15 protein-coding genes are annotated in these 19,813 nt (G+C 67.3%); 7 read left to right on the top strand and 8 right to left on the bottom strand.

The features are described from left to right. The first annotated feature begins 126 nt into the window (after positions 1–126). Entirely contained in the window at positions 127–4,092 is a 3,966-nt protein-coding gene (locus AB0P21_RS32765; RefSeq protein ID WP_363701712.1) for a GH92 family glycosyl hydrolase, read from the top strand. Positions 4,093–4,316: 224 nt separating this feature from the next. Here the strand turns inward: AB0P21_RS32765 and AB0P21_RS32760 are convergent, their stop codons facing one another. The 4 genes from AB0P21_RS32760 to AB0P21_RS32745 all read right to left on the bottom strand — a co-directional run bounded on the left by AB0P21_RS32760 (position 4,317) and on the right by AB0P21_RS32745 (position 10,836). Beyond that, entirely contained in the window at positions 4,317–5,276 is a 960-nt protein-coding gene (locus AB0P21_RS32760; RefSeq protein ID WP_363701710.1) for a hypothetical protein, read from the bottom strand. A 47-nt stretch (positions 5,277–5,323) separates the two neighbouring features. Continuing rightward, positions 5,324–6,538 (bottom strand): mannosyltransferase family protein, encoded by a 1,215-nt coding sequence (locus tag AB0P21_RS32755; RefSeq protein ID WP_363701708.1) that lies wholly within the window; start codon positions 6,536–6,538, stop codon positions 5,324–5,326. A 453-nt stretch (positions 6,539–6,991) separates the two neighbouring features. Then, the gene (locus AB0P21_RS32750) at positions 6,992–9,214 is read right to left on the bottom strand and encodes a transglycosylase domain-containing protein (protein WP_363701706.1); all 2,223 of its coding nucleotides are present in this window, start codon (positions 9,212–9,214) and stop codon (positions 6,992–6,994) included. 110 nt (positions 9,215–9,324) lie between these two features. Next, positions 9,325–10,836 carry a TIGR00366 family protein gene (locus AB0P21_RS32745; protein ID WP_363701704.1) on the bottom strand — a complete coding sequence of 504 codons (1,512 nt, stop codon included), beginning with the start codon at positions 10,834–10,836 and terminating at the stop codon, positions 9,325–9,327. A gap of 222 nt (positions 10,837–11,058) precedes the next feature. On the opposite strand from AB0P21_RS32745, the gene AB0P21_RS32740 reads away from it, so the two are divergent. Next, positions 11,059–11,640, top strand: coding sequence for a PadR family transcriptional regulator (locus tag AB0P21_RS32740; protein ID WP_363701702.1), 582 nt, complete (start codon positions 11,059–11,061; stop codon positions 11,638–11,640). Positions 11,641–11,650: 10 nt separating this feature from the next. Continuing rightward, positions 11,651–12,730: an inositol-3-phosphate synthase gene (locus AB0P21_RS32735; protein WP_363701700.1), complete on the top strand. Its 1,080-nt coding sequence runs from the start codon at positions 11,651–11,653 to the stop codon at positions 12,728–12,730. A 74-nt stretch (positions 12,731–12,804) separates the two neighbouring features. Here AB0P21_RS32735 and AB0P21_RS32730 read toward each other — a convergent pair whose 3' ends face one another. Both AB0P21_RS32730 and AB0P21_RS32725 read right to left on the bottom strand, forming a co-directional pair. Then, a complete protein-coding gene (locus AB0P21_RS32730) occupies positions 12,805–13,776 on the bottom strand; it encodes a winged helix-turn-helix domain-containing protein (protein ID WP_363701698.1) in 972 nt (323 codons plus the stop codon). 38 nt (positions 13,777–13,814) lie between these two features. Next, positions 13,815–14,360, bottom strand: coding sequence for a hypothetical protein (locus tag AB0P21_RS32725; protein WP_363701696.1), 546 nt, complete (start codon positions 14,358–14,360; stop codon positions 13,815–13,817). Between the two features lie 121 nt (positions 14,361–14,481). Between AB0P21_RS32725 and AB0P21_RS32720 the strand changes: the two genes are divergently transcribed. The 3 genes from AB0P21_RS32720 to AB0P21_RS32710 all read left to right on the top strand — a co-directional run bounded on the left by AB0P21_RS32720 (position 14,482) and on the right by AB0P21_RS32710 (position 16,913). Beyond that, the gene (locus AB0P21_RS32720) at positions 14,482–15,342 is read left to right on the top strand and encodes a DUF72 domain-containing protein (protein WP_363701694.1); all 861 of its coding nucleotides are present in this window, start codon (positions 14,482–14,484) and stop codon (positions 15,340–15,342) included. A gap of 96 nt (positions 15,343–15,438) precedes the next feature. Beyond that, positions 15,439–15,591, top strand: a complete 153-nt coding sequence (locus tag AB0P21_RS32715; protein ID WP_363701692.1) for a hypothetical protein — start codon at positions 15,439–15,441, stop codon at positions 15,589–15,591. Further along, entirely contained in the window at positions 15,588–16,913 is a 1,326-nt protein-coding gene (locus AB0P21_RS32710) for a hypothetical protein (RefSeq protein WP_363701691.1), read from the top strand. The genes AB0P21_RS32715 and AB0P21_RS32710 overlap by 4 nt, the downstream gene beginning before the upstream one ends. Positions 16,914–17,070: 157 nt before the next feature. Here the strand turns inward: AB0P21_RS32710 and AB0P21_RS32705 are convergent, their stop codons facing one another. Both AB0P21_RS32705 and AB0P21_RS32700 read right to left on the bottom strand, forming a co-directional pair. After that, positions 17,071–17,205 carry a hypothetical protein gene (locus AB0P21_RS32705; RefSeq protein WP_363701689.1) on the bottom strand — a complete coding sequence of 45 codons (135 nt, stop codon included), beginning with the start codon at positions 17,203–17,205 and terminating at the stop codon, positions 17,071–17,073. A 130-nt stretch (positions 17,206–17,335) separates the two neighbouring features. Beyond that, complete coding sequence (locus AB0P21_RS32700) at positions 17,336–18,937, bottom strand: serine hydrolase domain-containing protein (RefSeq protein ID WP_363701687.1); 1,602 nt, start codon at positions 18,935–18,937, stop codon at positions 17,336–17,338. Between the two features lie 12 nt (positions 18,938–18,949). Here AB0P21_RS32700 and AB0P21_RS32695 point away from each other — a divergent pair, with 12 nt between their 5' ends. After that, complete coding sequence (locus tag AB0P21_RS32695) at positions 18,950–19,660, top strand: TetR family transcriptional regulator C-terminal domain-containing protein (protein WP_363701685.1); 711 nt, start codon at positions 18,950–18,952, stop codon at positions 19,658–19,660. Positions 19,661–19,813: the final 153 nt, after the last annotated feature.

Genomic DNA, 19,813 nt, shown 5'->3' with positions numbered 1-19,813 from the left:
GCCGCGTAAATCTCCGGCACACGGCGACCGCCGTACGCCGGTTCTGTCGTGCAAGGAGCGTAGATGGATCTCCGCCGCCCCCTGGGGCTCGTCACGTCTCTCGGGCTTGTTGTGACAATGTCTGCTATGTCCTCAACATCGTCGAGCGCCGCATCCAACTCGATCCCGGCCGCCGAGGCGCAGCCGGTCGTCGCCGGAACAAGCTTCTTCACCTCCTTCGAACCGGGCCAGCCACAGCCCGGCTACACCGACGCGGTCGAGACCGGGCCGGACGGGCAGCCGCGAGCCGGCGGGGTCGAGGGCCCGACGCCGACCGGGATCGGCGGCTCCGAGATGGACAAGGTCACCAAAGTGACCGCGAACGCCGAGAACACCGGTGGCGGTGAGATCGCCAGCAACGTCGCCGACGGCGACAAGTTCACCAAGTGGCTGGTCTTCGAGCCGACCGGCTGGCTGACCTACGAGACCTCGGCCCCGGTGGTGATCCGCAAGTACGCGCTCACCTCCGCGAACGACGCCGACGGGCGCGACCCGAAGAACTGGACCCTGTCGGGCTCGGCCAACGGCACCACCTGGACCACCCTGGACACCCGGACCGGCGAGGACTTCCCGGACCGGTTCCAGACCAAGGAGTACAGCTTCACCAACGAGACGGCGTACAAGTTCTTCAAGCTGGACATCACGCTGAACCACGGCGAGGACATCGTCCAGCTCGCCGACTGGTACCTGTCCAACGGCGCCCCGCTGCCGCCCCCGGGCAAGACCGCCGAGTCGCGGCTCGACTCCGGCCCGACCAGCGCCTACAACGCGCGGGCCCGGACCGGCTTCACCGGCGTCAAGTCCTTCCGGTACGCCGGTCACCAGACCGCCGAGGGCCGGGGCTACACCTGGAACAAGGTCGCCGACGTCGACCTGACCATCGGCCCGGACACCCAGCTCGGGTACAAGATCTTCCCCGAGCACGTCGAGGGTGACCTGAGCTACCCGAGCACCTTCGCGGCGGTGGACCTGGCGTTCTCGGACGGCACCTACCTGAGCGACCTGAAGGCCAAGGACCACCACGGCTTCGAGCTCAGCCCGCGCGGGCAGGGCGACGGCAAGGGCCTGTCCACCAACCAGTGGAACAACATCGAGGCCGACCTGGGCAAGGTCGCGGCCGGCAAGACGGTGAAGCGGATCCTGGTCGGCTACGACAAGGCGACCGGACCGGCCGACTTCCGCGGCTGGGTCGACGACGTCCGGATCAGCAAGGCGACCACCACGGACGCCGCCTCGCAGCTGATCGCGCGGCACCACCCGTCGGACCTGGTGGCCACCACCCGCGGCACCAACTCCACCGGCGGCTTCTCCCGGGGCAACAACTTCCCGGCGACCGCAGTACCGCACGGCTTCAACTTCTGGACGCCGGTCACCAACGCCGGCTCGACCTCCTGGCTGTACGACTACGCCAAGGGCAACAACGACCAGAACAAGCCGGAGATCCAGGCGTTCTCGATCAGCCACGAGCCGAGCCCGTGGATGGGTGACCGGCAGACCTTCCAGGTGATGCCGTCGACGGCCGACACGCCGACGGCGAACCGCGACGCGCGCGCCTGGGCGTTCAGCCATGACAACGAGATCGCCCGGCCGTACTACTACGGCGTCACCTTCGACAACGGCAACGCGGCCGAGCTGACCCCGACCGACCACGCGGCGATGCTGCGGTTCTCGTTCCCGGCCGGCAAGGCGAAGCTGATCTTCGACAACACCAGCAACCTCGGCGGCCTGACGCTGGACGCCGCGACCGGTGTGGTCACCGGCTACAGCGACGTGAAGAGCGGACTGTCGACCGGCGCCGGCCGGCTGTTCGTGTACGGCGTCGTCGACCAGAAGGTCGTTGCCAGCGGCAAGCTTGCCAACGGTGGCGGCGCCAACGTCGGCGGTTACTTCTCGTTCGACCCGAAGGTGAAGCAGGTCCAGCTGCGGCTGGCCACCTCGCTGATCGGCACCGAGCAGGCGAAGAAGAACCTCGAGCTGGAGCTGGCCGCGGGCAGCCGGTTCGAGAAGGTCCGCAACGCGGCCCAGAACGCCTGGGACGCCAAGCTGTCCACCATCGAGGTCGACGGTGCGACCACCGACCAGCTGCAGACCATGTACGGCAACCTGTACCGGCTGTTCCTCTACCCGAACAACGGCTCGGAGAACACCGGTACGGCGCAGGCCCCGGTGATCAAGTACGCGTCGCCGACCTCCCCGAAGGTCGGGACGGACACCCCGACCACGACCGGCTCGAAGATCGTGGCCGGCCAGACCTACGTCAACAACGGGTTCTGGGACACCTACCGGACCGTGTGGCCGGCGTACAGCCTGTTCGCACAGGACGAGGCGGCCGACCTGGTCAACGGGTTCGTCCAGCAGTACAAGGACGGCGGCTGGATCTCGCGCTGGTCCTCGCCGGGCTACGCCAACCTGATGGTCGGCACCAGCTCGGACGTCGCCTTCGCCGATGCCTACCTGAAGGGGATCAAGGGCATCGACGTCCAGGCGGCGTACGACGCTGCGCTCAAGAACGCGGCCGCCCGGCCGCCGACGGACAACGTCGGCCGCAAGGGTCTCGACCGCTCGGTGTTCAACGGCTACACGGCCAACAACACCGGTGAGGGCTTCAGCTGGTCGATGGACGGCTACATCAACGACTTCGGCATCGCGAACATGTCGAAGGCGCTGTACGACGCCGCGAAGAGCAACGACCCGCGCAAGCAGGAGTACAAGGACAACTACGACTACTACCTGAACCGCGCCCGCAACTACGTGACGCTGTTCGACCCGACCCTGAACTTCTTCCAGGGCAAGGACGTGGCCGGTGTCTGGGGCAACTCGCCGACGACGTTCGACCCGCGCGACTGGGGTCACGACTACACCGAGACGAACGCCTGGAACATGGCCTTCTCCACCCCGCAGGACGGCGCCGGCCTGGCGGCCCTGTACGGCGGTCGCGAAGGGCTGACCAAGAAGCTCGACGAGTTCTGGAGTACGCCGGAGGACGCGCTGCACACCGGCGGCTACGGCGGCACGATCCACGAGATGCTCGAGGCGCGGGACGTCCGGATGGGCCAGTACGGCCACAGCAACCAGCCGTCGCACCACATCGCCTACATGTACGACTTCGTCGGGCAGCCGTCGAAGACGCAGGAGAAGGTCCGCGAGGTGCTGGACCGGCTCTACCTCGGGTCCGAGATCGGCCAGGGCTACCCGGGCGACGAGGACAACGGCGAGATGTCGGCGTGGTACCTGTTCAGCATGCTCGGCTTCTACCCGCTGCAGGTCGGCTCGCCGACGTACGCGATCGGCGCTCCGCTGTTCACCAAGGCATCCGTTCGGCTGCCTGGTGGGAAGAAACTGACCGTGAGCGCGCCGAACAACAGCGCCACGAACAAGTACGTGAAGGGCGTCAAGGTCAACGGCAAGGCCTGGACCTCGACCAACCTGCCGCACGACCTGATCGGCAACGGCGGCAAGATCGAGTTCGACATGACCGACAAGCCGTCGACCTGGGGCACCGGCCGCAACGACGCTCCGCCGTCGATCACGACTCCGGGCGAGGACCCGAAGACGTGGCGCGACTCGACCGAGGACGCCGGCGCGGTGGTCGCCGCCGGTGGCGTGGATGTCTCCGCGCTGACCGACAACGACTCGAAGAAGCAGGTCACGCTGACCGGCGCCGCTCCGACCGTGACGGTCAATCTGCAGCAGGGTCGCCCGGTGACGATGTACACGCTGACCAGCGGCAACACCGGGGTCGCGCCGGCCGGCTGGACGCTGGAGGGGTCGAACGACGGCACCACGTGGACCGAGGTGGACAAGCGGAGCGGCCAGACCTGGGCGTTCCCGGCGTACACGAGGTCGTTCAGTGTGGCGGCGCCGAAGGCCTATACGCAGTACCGGCTGGTGCTGACTCCGGCGGCCGGGGCCACCGGCGTGACGTTGTCCGAACTCGAACTGCTCGGCACCGTGAAGGGCATCGAGGTAGGGACGCACCCGAGCGAGCAGCGGGTCGCCCAGACCAAGCCGAGCCCGACCCCGTCGCAGTCCATCGATCGGAACTACGGCTGAGCTGAGAAAGCGCGGCGCCCACCGGCAGACATTTGCCGGTGGGCGCCGCGCTTTTCGCTGGAACCGGGCAGAAAAATTCCGGCGGAACCTGCCCCTGAGAGGTTCCGCCGGAGAATTTATGGAGGGGTGGCGACCCCGCCCGGCCTGCCACCCCAACACCAGTACTGACGAGCAAGACTCCGGTTAGGTTGCCTTGGCCCTGAACTGTCCATATTTTGGACGACTCAGGCGAGCGGAGTGCAGAATCCGCACTCCAGCACCGCCGCCGCGAGGGGCCAGGCGGTGCCCGGCTTCAGCGACCGGGCGACCTGCTCGGCGCGGGCATCGCGGGTGTTCTGCAGGGCGACGCTCCCCACGTAGTGCGAGCTCGACACGTGCGCCCACTGACCAGCGTCGGCCCGGACCCAGTAGTGGGCCTTGTGGGCGTCCCTGCCGCGCCAAAGGCCCGGTTCGAGCTCGGTGCAGTCCTTCGCGCTCGCCGGGGCCAGGTCGGCGAAACCGGTGCAGGGTGCCGGCTCCGAGGGCAACTGCCGGAGGGTGACGTCGATCTCGGCGATTCTGCTGCCGTTGCGCTCGGGCTCCAGGACGGAGTACTCGATGCCGGTCGTCCCGTAGGAGACGCTCCACAGGCCGGTGCCGTTCGTGGTGGGCTGGAGCGGGCGCTCGACCAGGCTCTCGATGTCGTGCTGCACCTGGCGGACCTCGTTGAGTTGCTTGAGCAGCGGGAAGGCGGCGCCGCCGAGGATCGCGACGAACAGCACGATCGCGACCGGCTTCGGCTGCTTCCAGCCGCCCGTTGCCTGGCTGAGGACAAACCCGGCGGCCAGGGCGAGGGCGGCTGCGAAGTACAGGAGTGGGGCCCAGCCCTGGAGACCCCAGCCGAGGTTCGCGCCGGCGGCGAGCAGGAACGCGATGGCGGCTCCCACACCGAACGCCACCCCGACCCCTGCCCGTGCCGCCAGCACGATGACGGTGATCGCGGCAGCGAACGCCCCGGCGATCAGGCCGATGACCAGGCCACCCAGCAGCGCCCAGCACTCGTCATCTGGGCTGCACTGGCTCTCGTAGACCGACATACCGATCAGCCCGGCCACCAGTGCGACCACTACCCCCACGACAAGCGCCCCGACCAGGCACATGACTTGACCGCTCAGCCGACTGCCACTGCTCCCCTTGTCCGCCATGAACTGACGGTAAGTGATGCTGGTCTATACCGCCTGAGGAGAACTACTCAGCCGGTCCAGCGGCCCGTGAAGAATGCTGCGGCCCAGATGGCTGCCAGGGGTATCGCCACCGCCAGGTAGAGGCGGCCCAGCCAGGGCCTTCGGTGAGCCATCACCGCCAGGCCGATCCAGAGCGGCCACCACAGCAGCGTCGCGCGGGTCAGTGAGTAGATCCAGAACGACGTGACGAACGCGGCGATCGTGCTCGCCACCCACGCGGCTTCACCCCAGGAGCGTCGCCGGACCAGCCACAGCAGCACCAGCAGTCCGACGAACAGCGCGACCAACTCGGCCCGGAACATCCAGGTCCAGTCGCTGCGATCAGCCGCGAAATGCCCCTTGGTCGCGGCCTCGACGGTGTGCATCAGCGAGACCCACGGTTTGGTGAACTCGCGCGCCCACCCCTTCTCCTGCGCCTCCTGCCAGGCGAACCAGGAGCCGTGGATCTGCTTGAGATAGGCCATGAAGCCGAGCACCGGGATCAACGGCAACGCCAGCCACGGTACGGAGTACCAGTCGCGCTTCTTGGAGGTGAGGAACTCGACGCCGAGCGCGAAGATCAGAAACAGCCCCGAGACCCGGACCGTCGACGCCAGCGCGACGAAGACCGCCGCCCGCGCCCACCGCCCTTGCCGCGCCGCCAGCCAGCCTGGGAAGGCGAACGCGCAGAACAGCGCTTCCGTGTACGGCGCCGCGAGAAACACCCCGACCGGCGCCGCGAACCAGATCAACGCCGCCTTCGGCCCGAGCTCACTCAACTGCGGAAACTCGTACTGCGCCAGCCTCGCGAGGTAGACCCCCGCGACAGCACTGGCCACCAGCGAGATCACCACCCCGCCGGCCACCGGCCCGATCCCGGTCCACCCGACCACGCGCATCAGGTACGGCAACCCCGGAAAGAACGCCGCCAATGGTGCTCCCGACGGCTCACCCTGGTTGTACCCGAACTCCGCGATCGCCTTGAAATGCCACACATCCCACTGCAGCCAGGCCCGCCACACATTGGGGTAGTCGCTGCCGCGATTGAACAACATCGGAGCCGACACGGAGAGGACGAAGATCCCGATCCGGCTGACCAACCACCACCCGAGCGTCTCCCGCACGGTCAGATCAGGCCGCCACCGAATCCCGAACGTTGCCGCTTCCTTGGCCCGCCGAGCCCGCCGCGGCTGCTCCTCGGAAGCCGTCCGCTCAACAACCACCAGACGCCCGTTTCTGCGCACAGCAAGCTCGCCGCGCAACATATCGTCTAGGCGCCCTCACACCCCCATCGTGCCCCATCTGGTCTTTCCAGGTCGAACACCACCGACCCCTGCCACCGCGACCACCACCCCGAGCCCCATGATCACCAGCGGCACCACGGTGACGCTCCGCGACATCAACTCGACCTCCTCCCCGGTCTCCGGCCACCGACACACCGAGCTGATCGGAAACACCCCCGGGCGTGACGGTCGGCTCCCCACCGAAGTCTCGATTGAGCCCACCTCGCGCAGTCGCACAAGCCTCACCCACCGGCGAGTACGCCGTACCGAGAAAGAACCCGTACATCAGCGCACCGACCAGCACGATCCCGCACCCGTACAAGGCAACCGTCAACCGCCGTCCAGCCATCACTCGCCCCCAAGCCGCGGTCAAAGCGAGAACGGCACCCCGGTGCGGGGTGCCGTCCTCTGGAGCTACTGGCCGTCTGGATCGTCCGGGACCGTTGGTGTGTCAGTCGGTTTGGTCGGGAACGACGGGAACGGGGGTTTCGGCGTCTTCGTCTTCGTCGGGGTGTTCGACGGAGGCGGCGGCGTGTTGGACGGCGGCGGTGTGCTCGTCGGAGGCGGCGGCGGGGTGCTGGACGGCGGCGGCGTACTCGACGGAGGAGGCGTCGCGGTCTTCGTCGGGGTGAATGTCGGGGTCGGGCTGTCCTCGACTTCTTCCTTGTTCGGCTCGGCGAACTTGTCGTCCGGCAGGCCCGTCAGGGCCGGCTCCATGTAGGCCAGCCAGGTCTTCACCGGCCAGTTGCCACCGAAGAACGCCTTGTCATCGCTGTACGGGTCGAGGTCGGACTCACCGGTCTTACCGGCCCGGTAGAGCACCGCGGTGGAGAGCTGGGGCGTGTACCCCGTCCACCACGATGTCAACGTGTCGGCGCCGTCCTTGCAGCCGTCGCACTTGGCGTTCTCGGCGCGGTGCTCGAGAGCAACGCCACCGGCCGTACCGGTCTTGCCGGCGGCCGGCCGGTCGAGCTCCTGGGCGCCGTCGCCGGTGCCCTTCTCGACCACGTTCTGCAGCACGTAGTTGACCATGTTCGCCACATTTTCCGGGAAGGCCTGCTTGGCCTTGGCGATGAGGGCGGTCTGGTCGCTCCACGGCTTCATGTTCGGCCCGGTGACACTCTTCAAGGTGTGCACCGGCACGTACTTACCACTCGCGGCGAAGGTCGCGTACGCGTTGGCCATGTCGACCGGCGACGCGTAGGGGTCCGGACCGAGCACGGTCGACGGGTTGTTCCGCCCTCGCTCAAGGGCGGTGGTCTTCGGGATCCCTGCAGCCTCGGCGGCGTCCACCAGTTTGTTCGGGCCGCCGTCCATCTGCTTGTCGATCAGGTCGTAGAAGGCAGTGTTGATGGACTGCTCGGTCGCCTTCATCAGGTCGACGTCGCCGTAATCCCGATCGAACTCGTTGTTGAGTTTCTTGCCCTGAATCTCGATCGGGCTGTCACCCTGGTACACGTCGTAGATCGTCCGGTTGTCCAGCAAGGCCGCCGCGACCGCGAACGGTTTGAAGGACGATCCTGGCCGAGCCTTCAGCGTCGCCCAGTTCAGCTGGCTTTTCAGGTAGTCGGGACCGCCGTACATCGCCACCAGTTGACCGGTGCCCGGCCGAACCGAGGCCAGACCTACGTGCAGGTTCGACCGCTTCTCCGGCAGCCGCTCCTGGCCTGCCTTGACGATGGCGATCTGCCGCGAGTAGTCGAAGGTGGTGACGACCTTCAGGCCACCACCACTGATCTGATCCTCGGGGACGATGTCCGCCAGTTCCTTGCGAGCCATGTCGAGCAGGTAGCCGTTCGGGCCGCGGTACCGGTTGTTCTTCGGCTTCTTCGTAATCGGGGGCAGCTTCGCGCTGTACTGCGCGGCCTTGGCCTCCGTGATCGTGCCGCTCTGCCGCATGCCGTCGATGACGTACCGGTATCGCTCGATGATCCGCTGCTTCGCCGCCGGGTTGTCCGGGTCGAAGCGGGTCGGGTTGTTCAGCACTGTCGCCAGGAACGCCGCCTGCGGAACGCTGAGGTTCTTGGGGTCCTTGACGTTGAAGTACGCCTCGCCGGCTGCGGCGACGCCGTACGCGCCCTCACCGAAGTAGATGGTGTTGAGGTAACCCTCGAGGATCTGCTTCTTGTCCTGCGAGCGGCTCAGCTTGGTGGCGATGAAGAGTTCGGAGAACTTCCGCGAGAAGGTCCGCTCCTGGGTCAGGTACATGATCTTCACGTACTGCTGGGTGATCGTCGAGCCACCCTGCAACTGCTTGCCGCGGGCGATGTTGAACGCGGCGCGCGCCATTCCGGACGGCGACACGCCCGGGTTGGTCCAGAAGGTACGGTCCTCGGCAGCGATGATCGCGTCCTGGACGTATTTCGGAATTTCGGTCAGCGGCATCGACCGGCGGTTCTGGTCGTAGAAGGTGCCGAGGACGTGCGTGCCGTCGGAGTAGTACACCGTCGTCGTGTTCGCCGCGAACTCCTTGTTGGGGTCCGGGATGTCGGTGGTCTGGTAGCCGATGAAGAAGGTGGCCACGGCACCGATCACACCGATGAACCCCAGTGCCAGCAGCCAGCCCATCACCCGCAGCGCCCAGTGCTTCTTTCGGCGTACTGCGCGGGTAGGGGCCTTCCTACGAGCTTCACTCACAGTGCAATCCTCGACGATCTCGCTGAAGTCATTGCGACCCACAGTACGGCGGATGTGGTAACGGTCCCTATTCCGCCTGGATCGTAGCCGTCTCGGCGGTCAGCCCGTAGTCAGCCGGTGACGTGGGGTGCCAGCAGCGTCACGGCGATCAGCGCGGCCGGGAAACAGGCGAGGAACATGGTGAAGGTGTAGCCCATGATGTCGCGCGCCTTGAGGCCGAGGATGGCCAGTGTCGGCAGCATCCAGAACGGCTGGAGCAGGTTCGCGCTGGCCTCGCCGAGGTCGTAGACGACCACCATCCAGCCCGCGTCGACGTTGAGCTGGTTGGCCGCGTCCAGCACGTACGGCGCCTCGATCACCCACTTGCTGCCGCCGCTGGGCACGAACACGCCCAGGATGCAGGAGTAGATCGCCACCAGGGGCGCGAAGAAGAACTGGCTGCTCGCCTGGACCAGCCAGCCGGCCAGCCGGGCCGAGATGCCGGTGTACGCGATCATGCCGAAGATTCCGCCGTACAGCGGGAACTGCAGCAGTACTCCGGCCGCCGCGGGCGCACCGTCGCGCACTGCCCGGGCCATCCGCCAGGGACGCCAGTGCAGCAGCATGGCGAGCAGGAAGAGGATCAGGTTGACCGTGTTCAGGTCGAGGGCGTTGAAGAAGCTCTTGCCGTCGAAGTACCGGACCAGGTAGATGCTGCCGAGCAGCACGACCAGCAGGCTGAACAGTGGCGAGTGCTCGAGCCAGTCGCCCGGCCGGCGCTTCTCGTCCTCCGAGCCGTCCACCCGCTGTCCGTTGACTCTCTGTCCGTTGTACGGCGACCCGCGGCCGATCAGCGGCCGCAACTCGATGCCGATGACCTCGGCCGTCCTGGCATTGCCCTCGCCCGGTGCGACGAACCACGCCATCGCCACGCCTACGACGTACACGAAGAGGGTGGCGACGATCGCCTGCCAGGTGAAGATCGTGTCGCTGAGCGGAATCAGCCCGGAGGGGTGACCGCTCTGGCGGATCACCTCCTGGACAGGCGCCGGGCTACTGCTCGCACTGGCCACCTGCAGAGCGGCAGAGCCGGACAGGCCCTGCGCCCAGACCGTGCCGAGCCCCAGGAACGCCATCGCGCCCAGCGCCCGGTAGTCGGCCTTCGGCACGTTGCGGGCGACCTCGCGGGCCAGGATCGCGGCGAAGATCAGGCTGAAGGCCCAGTTCAGGTACGACGCCAGCATGGCGACCGCCGCCACGAAGGCGACCGCAGTACGGGGTGACTGGGGGATCCGCGCGAGTTTGGCGATCAGCCGCGCGACCGGGCCGCTGGTGGCCACGGCGTACCCGCCGATGATGATCATCGCCATCTGGAGGGTGAAGGTGATCAGGCTCCAGAAACCGAGGCCCCAGGCATCGATCATGCCGAAGCCCTTGGTCGCCGCCGGGTCGTCCGGCCGCTTCAGCAGCGGCTCGCCGGTGATCAGGCCGAAGACGAACACCACGAAGGTGCCGACCAGCACGAACCCGAACGCGTCCGGCAACCACTTCTCGGTGAAGGCGGTGAAGCGCAACGCGGTCCGGGCCAGTGGGCCCTCGTCTTCGGTGCCGTGCTTCGCGTGCTTCCCATGGCTGTCCGCCATGACCCTCCGCTCTTGACCCACAACGCTGTGTCAGCTGATTAACGCAGATCAGCCCTTGACGTAACAGGTTTTCGGGCAGCGGGTCGTGGGATAGCTAACAAAGTCCATCTTTGTCAGGGCTTGTCCACAGGTTCCGCGCTGCTTACAGTGGCGGAGCGATGTATCAACTCGATACATCAGGTCATGACATAGCCATGACAAAATGGTCGAGGGAGGTGGGTCATGGGAAACCGCAGCGGGGTCCTGGAGCTCGCCGTACTCGGCCTGTTGCACGAAGCGCCGATGCACGGATACGAGCTCCGCAAGCGCGTCAACGCCCAGTTCGGCTGGGGACGCGTGTTGTCGTTCGGGTCGCTCTACCCGTGTCTGAAGGCGATGCTCCGCAACGGACTGATCTCCGCCGACGCCGGTACGCCGGACGTCGGGCGGAGGCAGAAGATCGTCTACACGATCACGGCCGACGGCAAAGACCACTTCGCCCAAGCGATGAGCGACGCCGGTCCGTCGGCGTGGGAGGACGACACGTTCGGCGTCCGGTTCTCGTTCTTCGGCCGGACCGATCCGGCCACCCGGTTGCGCATCCTCGAGGGCCGACGGGCCCGGATGGAGGAGCGGCTGGCCAACTTCCGGGCCGCGATGAGCCGGACTGCGGAGCGGGTCGACACGTACACCCTCGAGCTGCAACGGCACGGCCTGGAGTCGGCCGAGCGCGAGGTCCGCTGGCTGAACGAGCTGATCGACGGCGAACGTAGCCGGCAGCGGCCCCCCGAAGAGCATCAACCGCCTGTTCTGCCCCCCAACTAAGGAGTTACAGATGACCTCGATCCGCGTAGCGATCGTCGGTGTCGGCAACTGCGCCAGCTCGCTCGTCCAGGGCGTGCACTACTACCGCGACGCGAAGCCCGACGAGCGCGTCCCCGGTCTGATGCACGTCCAGTTCGGCGACTACCACGTCCGCGACGTCGAGTTCGTCGCCGCGTTCGACGTGGACGGCAAGAAGGTCGGCCTCGACCTCGCCGACGCGATCGGCGCCAGCGAGAACAACACGATCAAGATCTGCGACGTGCCGCCGAGCGGCGTCACGGTGCAGCGCGGTCACACGCTGGACGGTCTCGGCAAGTACTACCGCGAGACGATCACCGAGTCCGACGCGGCCCCGGTCGACGTCGTCGCCGCGCTGCGCGAGGCGCAGGTCGACGTCCTGGTCTGCTATCTGCCGGTCGGTTCCGAGGCAGCTGCCAAGTTCTACGCGCAGTGCGCGATCGACGCGAACGTGGCGTTCGTGAACGCGCTGCCGGTGTTCATCGCCGGCACCAAGGAGTGGGCGGACAAGTTCACCGCAGCCGGTGTGCCGATCGTCGGCGACGACATCAAGTCGCAGATCGGCGCCACCATCACGCACCGCGTGCTGGCCAAGCTGTTCGAGGACCGCGGCGTCACCGTCGACCGGACCTACCAGCTGAACGTCGGCGGCAACATGGACTTCAAGAACATGCTGGAGCGCGACCGGCTGGAGTCCAAGAAGATCAGCAAGACCCAGTCCGTCACCTCGCAGCTGGTCGACAAGATCGATCCGCGCAACGTGCACATCGGCCCGTCGGACTACGTGGCCTGGCTGGACGACCGCAAGTGGGCCTTCATCCGGCTCGAGGGCCGCAACTTCGGCGACGTGCCGTTGTCGCTGGAGTACAAGCTCGAGGTGTGGGACTCGCCGAACTCGGCCGGCATCATCATCGACGCGATCCGCGCGGTGAAGATCGCCAAGGACCGCGGCATCGGCGGCCCGATCCTGTCCGCTTCGTCGTACTTCATGAAGTCGCCGCCGGAGCAGTACGCCGACGACGTCTGCCGCGACCTGGTGGAGAAGTTCATCAAGGGCGAGGTCGAGCGCTGATCCCAGTACTCCGGTACTGAGTGTCTCCGGGCCCCCGCGACCGCTACTGGTCGCGGGGGCTCGTGCTTTGCCGCCTAGCGGGCTTGGGCGGCGTCGATGTCGAGCAGAAGCTCGGCGCGCGGCGTACGGGCGTAGAGGACCCGCCTGCCGTCCCGCCGCGAGCTGCACAGACCGGCCGAGGTCAGTACGGCGAGATGCTGGCTGACGTTCCCCGGGCTGAGCAACAGGGCCTCCGCCAGCGCGGTCGTGGTCAGCGGGACGCTCAATCGCGCCAGGATCGACGCGCGGGACCGCCCGATCAGCGCTTCTAGGCCGCCGACGATCGACTCGACCGGCCGCTCCCAGAGCTGGCCCGCGCCACGGGCGGAGTACGCGATGACTGGCGGGGTGGCGTTGTCGGCCAGTACTACGCCTGGGCCGCGGAAGACGAGTGGCAGCAGCCAGAGTCCCTGGCCTGTGGACGGAATCCGGATCTGGCCCTGGCCGAGCGCGAGAGCCAGGCCGTCGCCGGTCCAGCTGACGGTGTGGTGCAGTTCGTCCAGCGATCGCTCCAGTCCTTCGGAGGCCAGTGCGACGGAGCGATGGGCGATGTCGGCACCGGTGATCGCCTCGATCCGGTCCCACAGCGGCTCCAGCACGGCAGTCCAGTACGCCGCCATGGCCGTCGCCGTGCGTTCGGCGAACTCGCGGCTGCCCATTCCGGCGACGCGGGAGCCCGGGAGCAGCTCCCGCATCGCCTGGAGGTCGCGCTCGAGAAGCTCCTCGTCCGCGGTGGCGAGCCGGGCGAACTGGTCGAGCGGATGGACTGGACGCGCGGCCGGTACCGGGCCGAGGAGGTCGGGCACGAAGTGGTCCGGACGGGTGAGCTCGAGCAGCAGGTCGAGATCGAAATCCGGATCACGCGGTACCCGCGGCTGCAGATGCCGGTGGAGCTGGAAGTGCTGCCGGTGGTTGATCAGGCTCAGGCTTGCCGTGGTCTCCCAGACGGCGTCGCTGGTGAACCTGACCTTGGTGAGGTCGGGCACCGTCAGCTCCAGCTCGATCATCCGCTTCTCCTCCCCTGTTGCTCAGGCAGCTCCTCTTCTCAGGCAGCTCCTCCAACATGCTCTTCGAGCAGCGTGCCCTGGTCCAGGACCACCAGCCAGCGGCCACGCTGGTACTCGTAGCTCACGGTGGTGACGGCCGTGAACCAGTAGTCGAGACGCGGGATCGCGTACTTCGTGGTGTAGACGATGAAGGCGGAGTCGCAGCCGTTGACCCGGCGGGTGGTCTCGGTCCAGGACCACACCGAGTCCTTGCTGACGAAACGCGGCCGGCTCGCGGTGGCGACCGCGTCCAGACCGATCCGGGTGCGACCGTCGGCAATGATGCTGACCACGTGCTTGGAGTGGCCGGCGATCCAGGTCGGCCAGTCGAAGTCGCGGAACGACTCCATGTCGGTGCGCTGGGCCTGGTCGAACTTCTGGGCACAGGTCTTCGGCCGGCTCGCGGTTGCTGTGCTTGAATCCGTGGTCGCTGTGCCTGAATCCGTGGCCGGCTTGGCGTTGGCAGCGGTCGGTACGGCGAGGGTGGCTGCGGTGGCGAGCAGGATGCCGGTCCGCAGTACCCGGCGGATGGTGGATCGGTTCATGGTGAGCTCCTCGTTCCTGGGCCCCGGTTTCTGATGCAGGGGCACGGATGCAGGCTCGGGGTACGGCGGCCGGCCTCGCCACGATTCAGTGCAGACCGAAACGTTGGGTAGCGTTTCGGTCATGCGGCTGCATGTGGGATGCGCGATGTGGACGCACACACCTTGGAACGGGCGGTTCCTGCCACATCCGCTGCCTTCGTCGGAGCGGCTCGAGGCGTACGCGACCTGGTGCAACGCGGTCGAGGGCAACACCACCTTCTATGCGACGCCGGCCCGCGCGACCGTGGAGATGTGGGCCGGTCAGGTGGCGCCCGACTTCCGGTTCGTGCTGAAGCTGCCGAAGGTGATCACGCACGACCTGCGGCTGCACGACGCCGCGGACGCCGAGCTGCGGACCTTTCTGAACGCGATGCAGCCGCTCGGCTCGCGGGCGCACGCGTTGTGGATCCAGTTGCCTGCGTCGTTCTCGCCTTCGGAGCTCGGCTCGTTGGCTGCGTTTCTGCATCGAGCGCCGTCGGCCTTTCGCTATGCCGTCGAGGTAAGGCATCCGGCGTTCTTCGAGGAGGCGCGCTGGACGCAGCAGCTTGAGCAGGTGCTCGGTCGGGCCGGGGCCGAGTGGGTGCCTTTCGACACGGTGACCTTGTTCGAGACTCCGGCGAGTAGCTACGGGGAGCGGGAGGCCTGGCTGAACAAGCCGCGGCTGCCTCGGCGTACTCGGGCGCTGACGGAGTTCCCGATCGTTCGCTATATCGGGCGTGATGATGTCGCGGTGACTGTCGAGGGTTGGCGGTATCTTGCGGAGCAGACCGCCGAGTGGTTGCGGGAGGGGCGGTCGCCGACCGTCTTTCTGCATACGCCTGACAACATCGAGGCGCTTGCGCTCGCTCGCCGGTTCTACGACGACGTACGCGCTCTGGTGCCTCAGCTCGCGCCGCTCCCCGCGCCGGTGTCGGTACCTGCTGAGCCGCCGACCCTCTTCTGACTCCGAGGGTTATCCACAGCTCACAAACTCGCGGCTGATCGCGCCCCGAATCTCCATATGTTCCCTGGCGAGACCAATCTCCCGGGAGGACCAGCCATGGAATCCAGTCACGATCGCCAGGCCCGCACGCAGACCCTGATCGACGATCTCCGCCGCCGCGCGGACGCCTGCGAAGACCCGAACGAGAAGACCAACCTCCGCCGATCCGTGGACTCCCTGGTCCGCCTGGCCGCGGCGCGCCAGTCATGATCACCTCACTCGAAGGCCTGCTGGAGCAGCACGCCGCGGCCGCCCTGAGGATTAGCGGCGCCGACCAGACCTCCTGGAACGGCGAGATCGTCGAAGCCGGCGAAGGCATCCTCGGCCTGGCCCACTGGGACGGCACCCTGCATCTCGACCGCGACTGCATCCTCGACCCACTACGAGACCTGTACGACCGCGCCGGCGAGCCACGCCCCGCCGCCGACCTGATCCGCTACCGCGAGGCCCTGGTCACCCTGTTGCACGAGCAATCCCACTTCCTCGGCCCAACCGGCGCCACCCAGGACGCAGCCCGCACCGCCTTCAACCTCCCCGGCGCCCGCGCCCTCGAAGAAGGCGTCGCCGAAGCCTGGTCCCACGCCCACCTGAACGCCTACCTCCGCGACCTGGAGATCGACAAAGCCGCCCCCGGCATCCTCACCGTCCGCACCGACCCGTCGTACGCCGCCTTCGTCCCCGCCGTCCGCCTCCTCACCACCGACCTGGACCACCAGGCAGCCCGCCCCACCGGCGAAACCCTCCACCTCCTCAACCGCCAAACAGCCGAAACCCAATGGCACCAGGTCGTCACCCGCATCTACCACTCCAGCCACCTCCCCCACCTCGTCCCACCCGACGAGACCCCCGCCATCCACCAACACCTCGAACAAGCCCTCCGCACCTCGTTCAAAGGCCTGGAGCTCTACGAACCCCTCCCCCGAGGCTTCGCCGCCTCCCGCTCCCATGCAGCGGCTACGCGGATGCTCACCTTTCTGCATCAGGAGATCGCCACCATGGAACATCGCCACACCCCGGCTCGCCGCGCTACTCGGATGCAGTTGACGCCGGCCACGCTTCCGCCGCCGCCCGGTCCGCTTTCCGCGTCGCCTTCTCGCTTGGTCGACTCTCCATCTGCTGCCTCGCTGCCGGTGCCAGACCACGCTTCTGCCGGGCCTGGCCACCAGCAGTTGACGCCCCCGACCACGCCTATCCCCGTGCGCACTCCTGACGCGACCGCCCCTGGCTCGGCTCACACGCCTGACGCAACCGCCCACACCCCAAACACAACTAGCCCTGCAGCCACTCTCACCTCAAGCCCGATCACCGCCGCTCGCACTCCCACCTCAACCACCCCAGCCCCACCTCGGGCACCGACCGCCACCGCCACTGCCCACACCTCGAACGCGATCGACTCACCCCACCTCGCCATCCACCACGCCTTCGCCGGCCTCATCCCGCCGACCGCTCATCCCCCAGCACCCCCGAACGCTTCGCCCCAGAGCACGCCTCCCACTACGCCCCCAACCACCACAAGACACCGAGAGCCCTGACACCCCCGGACGAGGTGTCGGCCGGGCGAGCGGCCGACACCTCACCGCCTGCCCTCCTGCGATCGCCCCCGCACCCTGCTTGGGCTCGTGACGCTGCGCGTCACCTCGCTGAACCAGATGCGAGGCGGCGACCGAACCCGCCCACCCGGTCACCCGGTCACCCGGTCACCCGAGCCGGCGTACGGCGTTCCCACCACTCCCCGAACACGTTCAGCAGATCCCGCGCGGCTCGACAGCCGCTCACGCAGTACGAGTCCACGAAGTACGCAGTACCGAGTCCCGCCGGGACCACAACACCGTCTCCGATCGACCGGCCAGCGTGTCGGCGTACCGGTGACACGCTGGCGGGTGCACTCATCTGGTACCCGCCGAGAGCACCCGCCGTACATGTTGCGGCTGCTCTCGGCGCACGCGAGACGGCTTCAGGTTGAGGCAGGTAGATGGTGATTCTGCGTCTGAGCAGAGCGCGCGTGAAGGACGGTCACCAGAACGCGGACTACGGCGAGTGCGCCGCACAGGATCAACGCGACGTGCACCAGCCAGGACAGGTCGGGCGCCCAGAGGCTGAGTTGCCCGAGGGAGACTCCAGCGAGTCCAGGGAGGACGCTGGCGAGCGCGAAGGCGAGGGCACCGAGGACCAGCAGGCTCAGCGCGAGACCGACCAACCGACGTCGGGTACTGCGAGGTTTGGCTACTCGCGGCTTGCGGCGCCGGACGCTACCGGGCGTGGCCTCGCTCGACTCGCTGCGCTGGATGCTGACGGGCTGGACCTCACGGGACTCACTGCCCTGGACGCCGCCGGGGTTCACCTCGCGCAATGTCCGGCGAGAAGTGCCGGGCTTGGCGCCTCGGAGCAGGCGAAGTACGGAGAGGAGCGTGAGGGTGAGCAGGGTTAGGGACAGCAGGCCTAGGCCTATGAGCAGTGCTGGGTAGATCGGGTCGGTGCTGTGCTTCTCGGGGGTGGTGGCTGCCAGCAGTGCGGCGACGCCGAATGCTGTGTCCATCAGGGCGGTGTCGTGGAAGGGGCTGTAAGCGTTCTGGAGGACAACAATCGCTTGGGCGCGCTTCGGGAGTAGAACGATCGCGGCTTGGTAGCCGGGGGCGGCGCCTCCGTGCCAGATCATCGGCTCGTCGGTGCCTGGGATTTGCGAGGTCCGCCAGCCGAGGGCGTAGCCGTTGTTGTCGCCGACGGGGACCTGGGTGGTGTGGAGAAGGGTGCGGTCCGTCTCGGTGAGGACTGGGCCGCCGCGTAGCTGGGTCCTCGCGTAGGCGGCGAGGTCGTCTGCTGAGCCAACCAGGTAGCCGGCTGGGACTGTCGCTGGGTCGACCTGGGTCTTGAACGCGCGAGTGGTACCGAAGAGGAAGCGGTGTCCGGGCGGCAGGACTTGGCCGGTCTGGGCGGCGTCGGCGAGCGGGCTGGCCACTCCGGCCCGTTTGAGGAGGCGGTCCGAGAGGACCTGGGCGAAGGGCTTGCCGGTGACCGACTCGACGACGGCACCGAGTACGACGTAGTTCAGGCTCGAGTAGGAGTGCTTGCTGCCGGGAGCTGCCACTGGTTCGAGGTCGGCGATCTGTGGGAGGAGTGAAGTGACGCTGCGGCTGGCGTCGTAGCGGTCGGTGAGTTCGAGGCCCTCGGGGAGACCGCTGGTGTGGTCGAGGAGTTGGCGCACGGTGATCCGCGCAGCTGACTCCGGATCGGCTGTCGTGAACGAAGGGACCAGCTTCGCCACGGCGGCGTCGAGGTTCAGGCGGCCGTCGCGGGCTAGGAGTGTCACCAGGGTGGCGGTGATCGGCTTGGAGACCGAGCCCCACAGGAACGGGGTCTGCGGGCTCACCGGTTGATCGTCGCCATCCACGCCGAAAGCAGCTTTGTGCTGCACGCTGTCGGGCCCGACTACGGCGTACGCCACGCCTGGTACGCCGAGCGCGCGGCTCTGCTGCTGGACGAGTTTGTCCAGCGCGGCTGGATCGAGCTCATCGCTGCGTACGACGTCGACAGGGCCGGCACCTAGCGCTGGTGCCACGGCGAGAACGCTGTGGCTGAGCGCGATGGTCAGGAGCGATCCCAGTTTTCGCAATATAGCCATATGGTTATCTTTACCATATGGCTATATGATTTACGAGTGCCCAAGATCGTTGATCATCAGGAGCGGCGGCAGTTGATCGCCGTTGCGTTCCAGGAGCAGGTGGCCGAGCTGGGCTTCTCTGCGACCACCTATGCGCGGGTCGCAGCGGGTGCGGGGATTTCGGTTGGTCTGATTCAGCACTACTTCGCTGATCGGCATGAGCTGCTCGAGTACGCGTACGACGATCTGATCCGCCGCCGCGACGGTCGGATCGACGCGGCGGTAGCGGCGGGTGAGAAGAAGCGGTGGTCGATTCGGCAGATCCTCGACCGGGCGATGCGGGAGTTGCTGCCGCTGGATGAGCAGCGCCGGCGCGAGCATCGGATCGCGCGTCAGTTGCAGCTCACCGGTTCGCAGGATCAGGCGCTCGCCGCGCTGGCGATGGGTGCTCATGAAGCGCTTTGCCTGCGGGTGCGGACTGCGGTGAGCAACGGTCGCGAGTGCGGGGAGGTCGAGCCCGACGTCGATGCGGATGTCGCGGCGTTGCGGATTGTCAGCGCGATCTATGGGCTGGCGGATGTGTTGGCTCTGCAGGCTGACGCCACGGACAACCGGACGTACTCCGAGGTCCTTGATCCGGTGGTGGCCACCGTCTTTACCGGCGAGTGTCGGCGCGCTTAGCTGCACCGATGGTGCCGCCGACGGCTGGGTGGGGTGAAGGTTGGTCAGCCGACGTGGCGGCGTGGAGGTTGGTCAGCCGACGTGGCGGCGTGGAGGTTGGTCAGCTGACGCGGCGGCGTGGGGGTCGGTAGCCGACGCGGCGGCGTGGGATTT

This window comes from Kribbella sp. NPDC056861 (assembly GCF_040687575.1).
GTDB lineage: Bacteria > Actinomycetota > Actinomycetes > Propionibacteriales > Kribbellaceae > Kribbella.
This window is presented reverse-complemented; position numbering and strand designations above follow the sequence as displayed.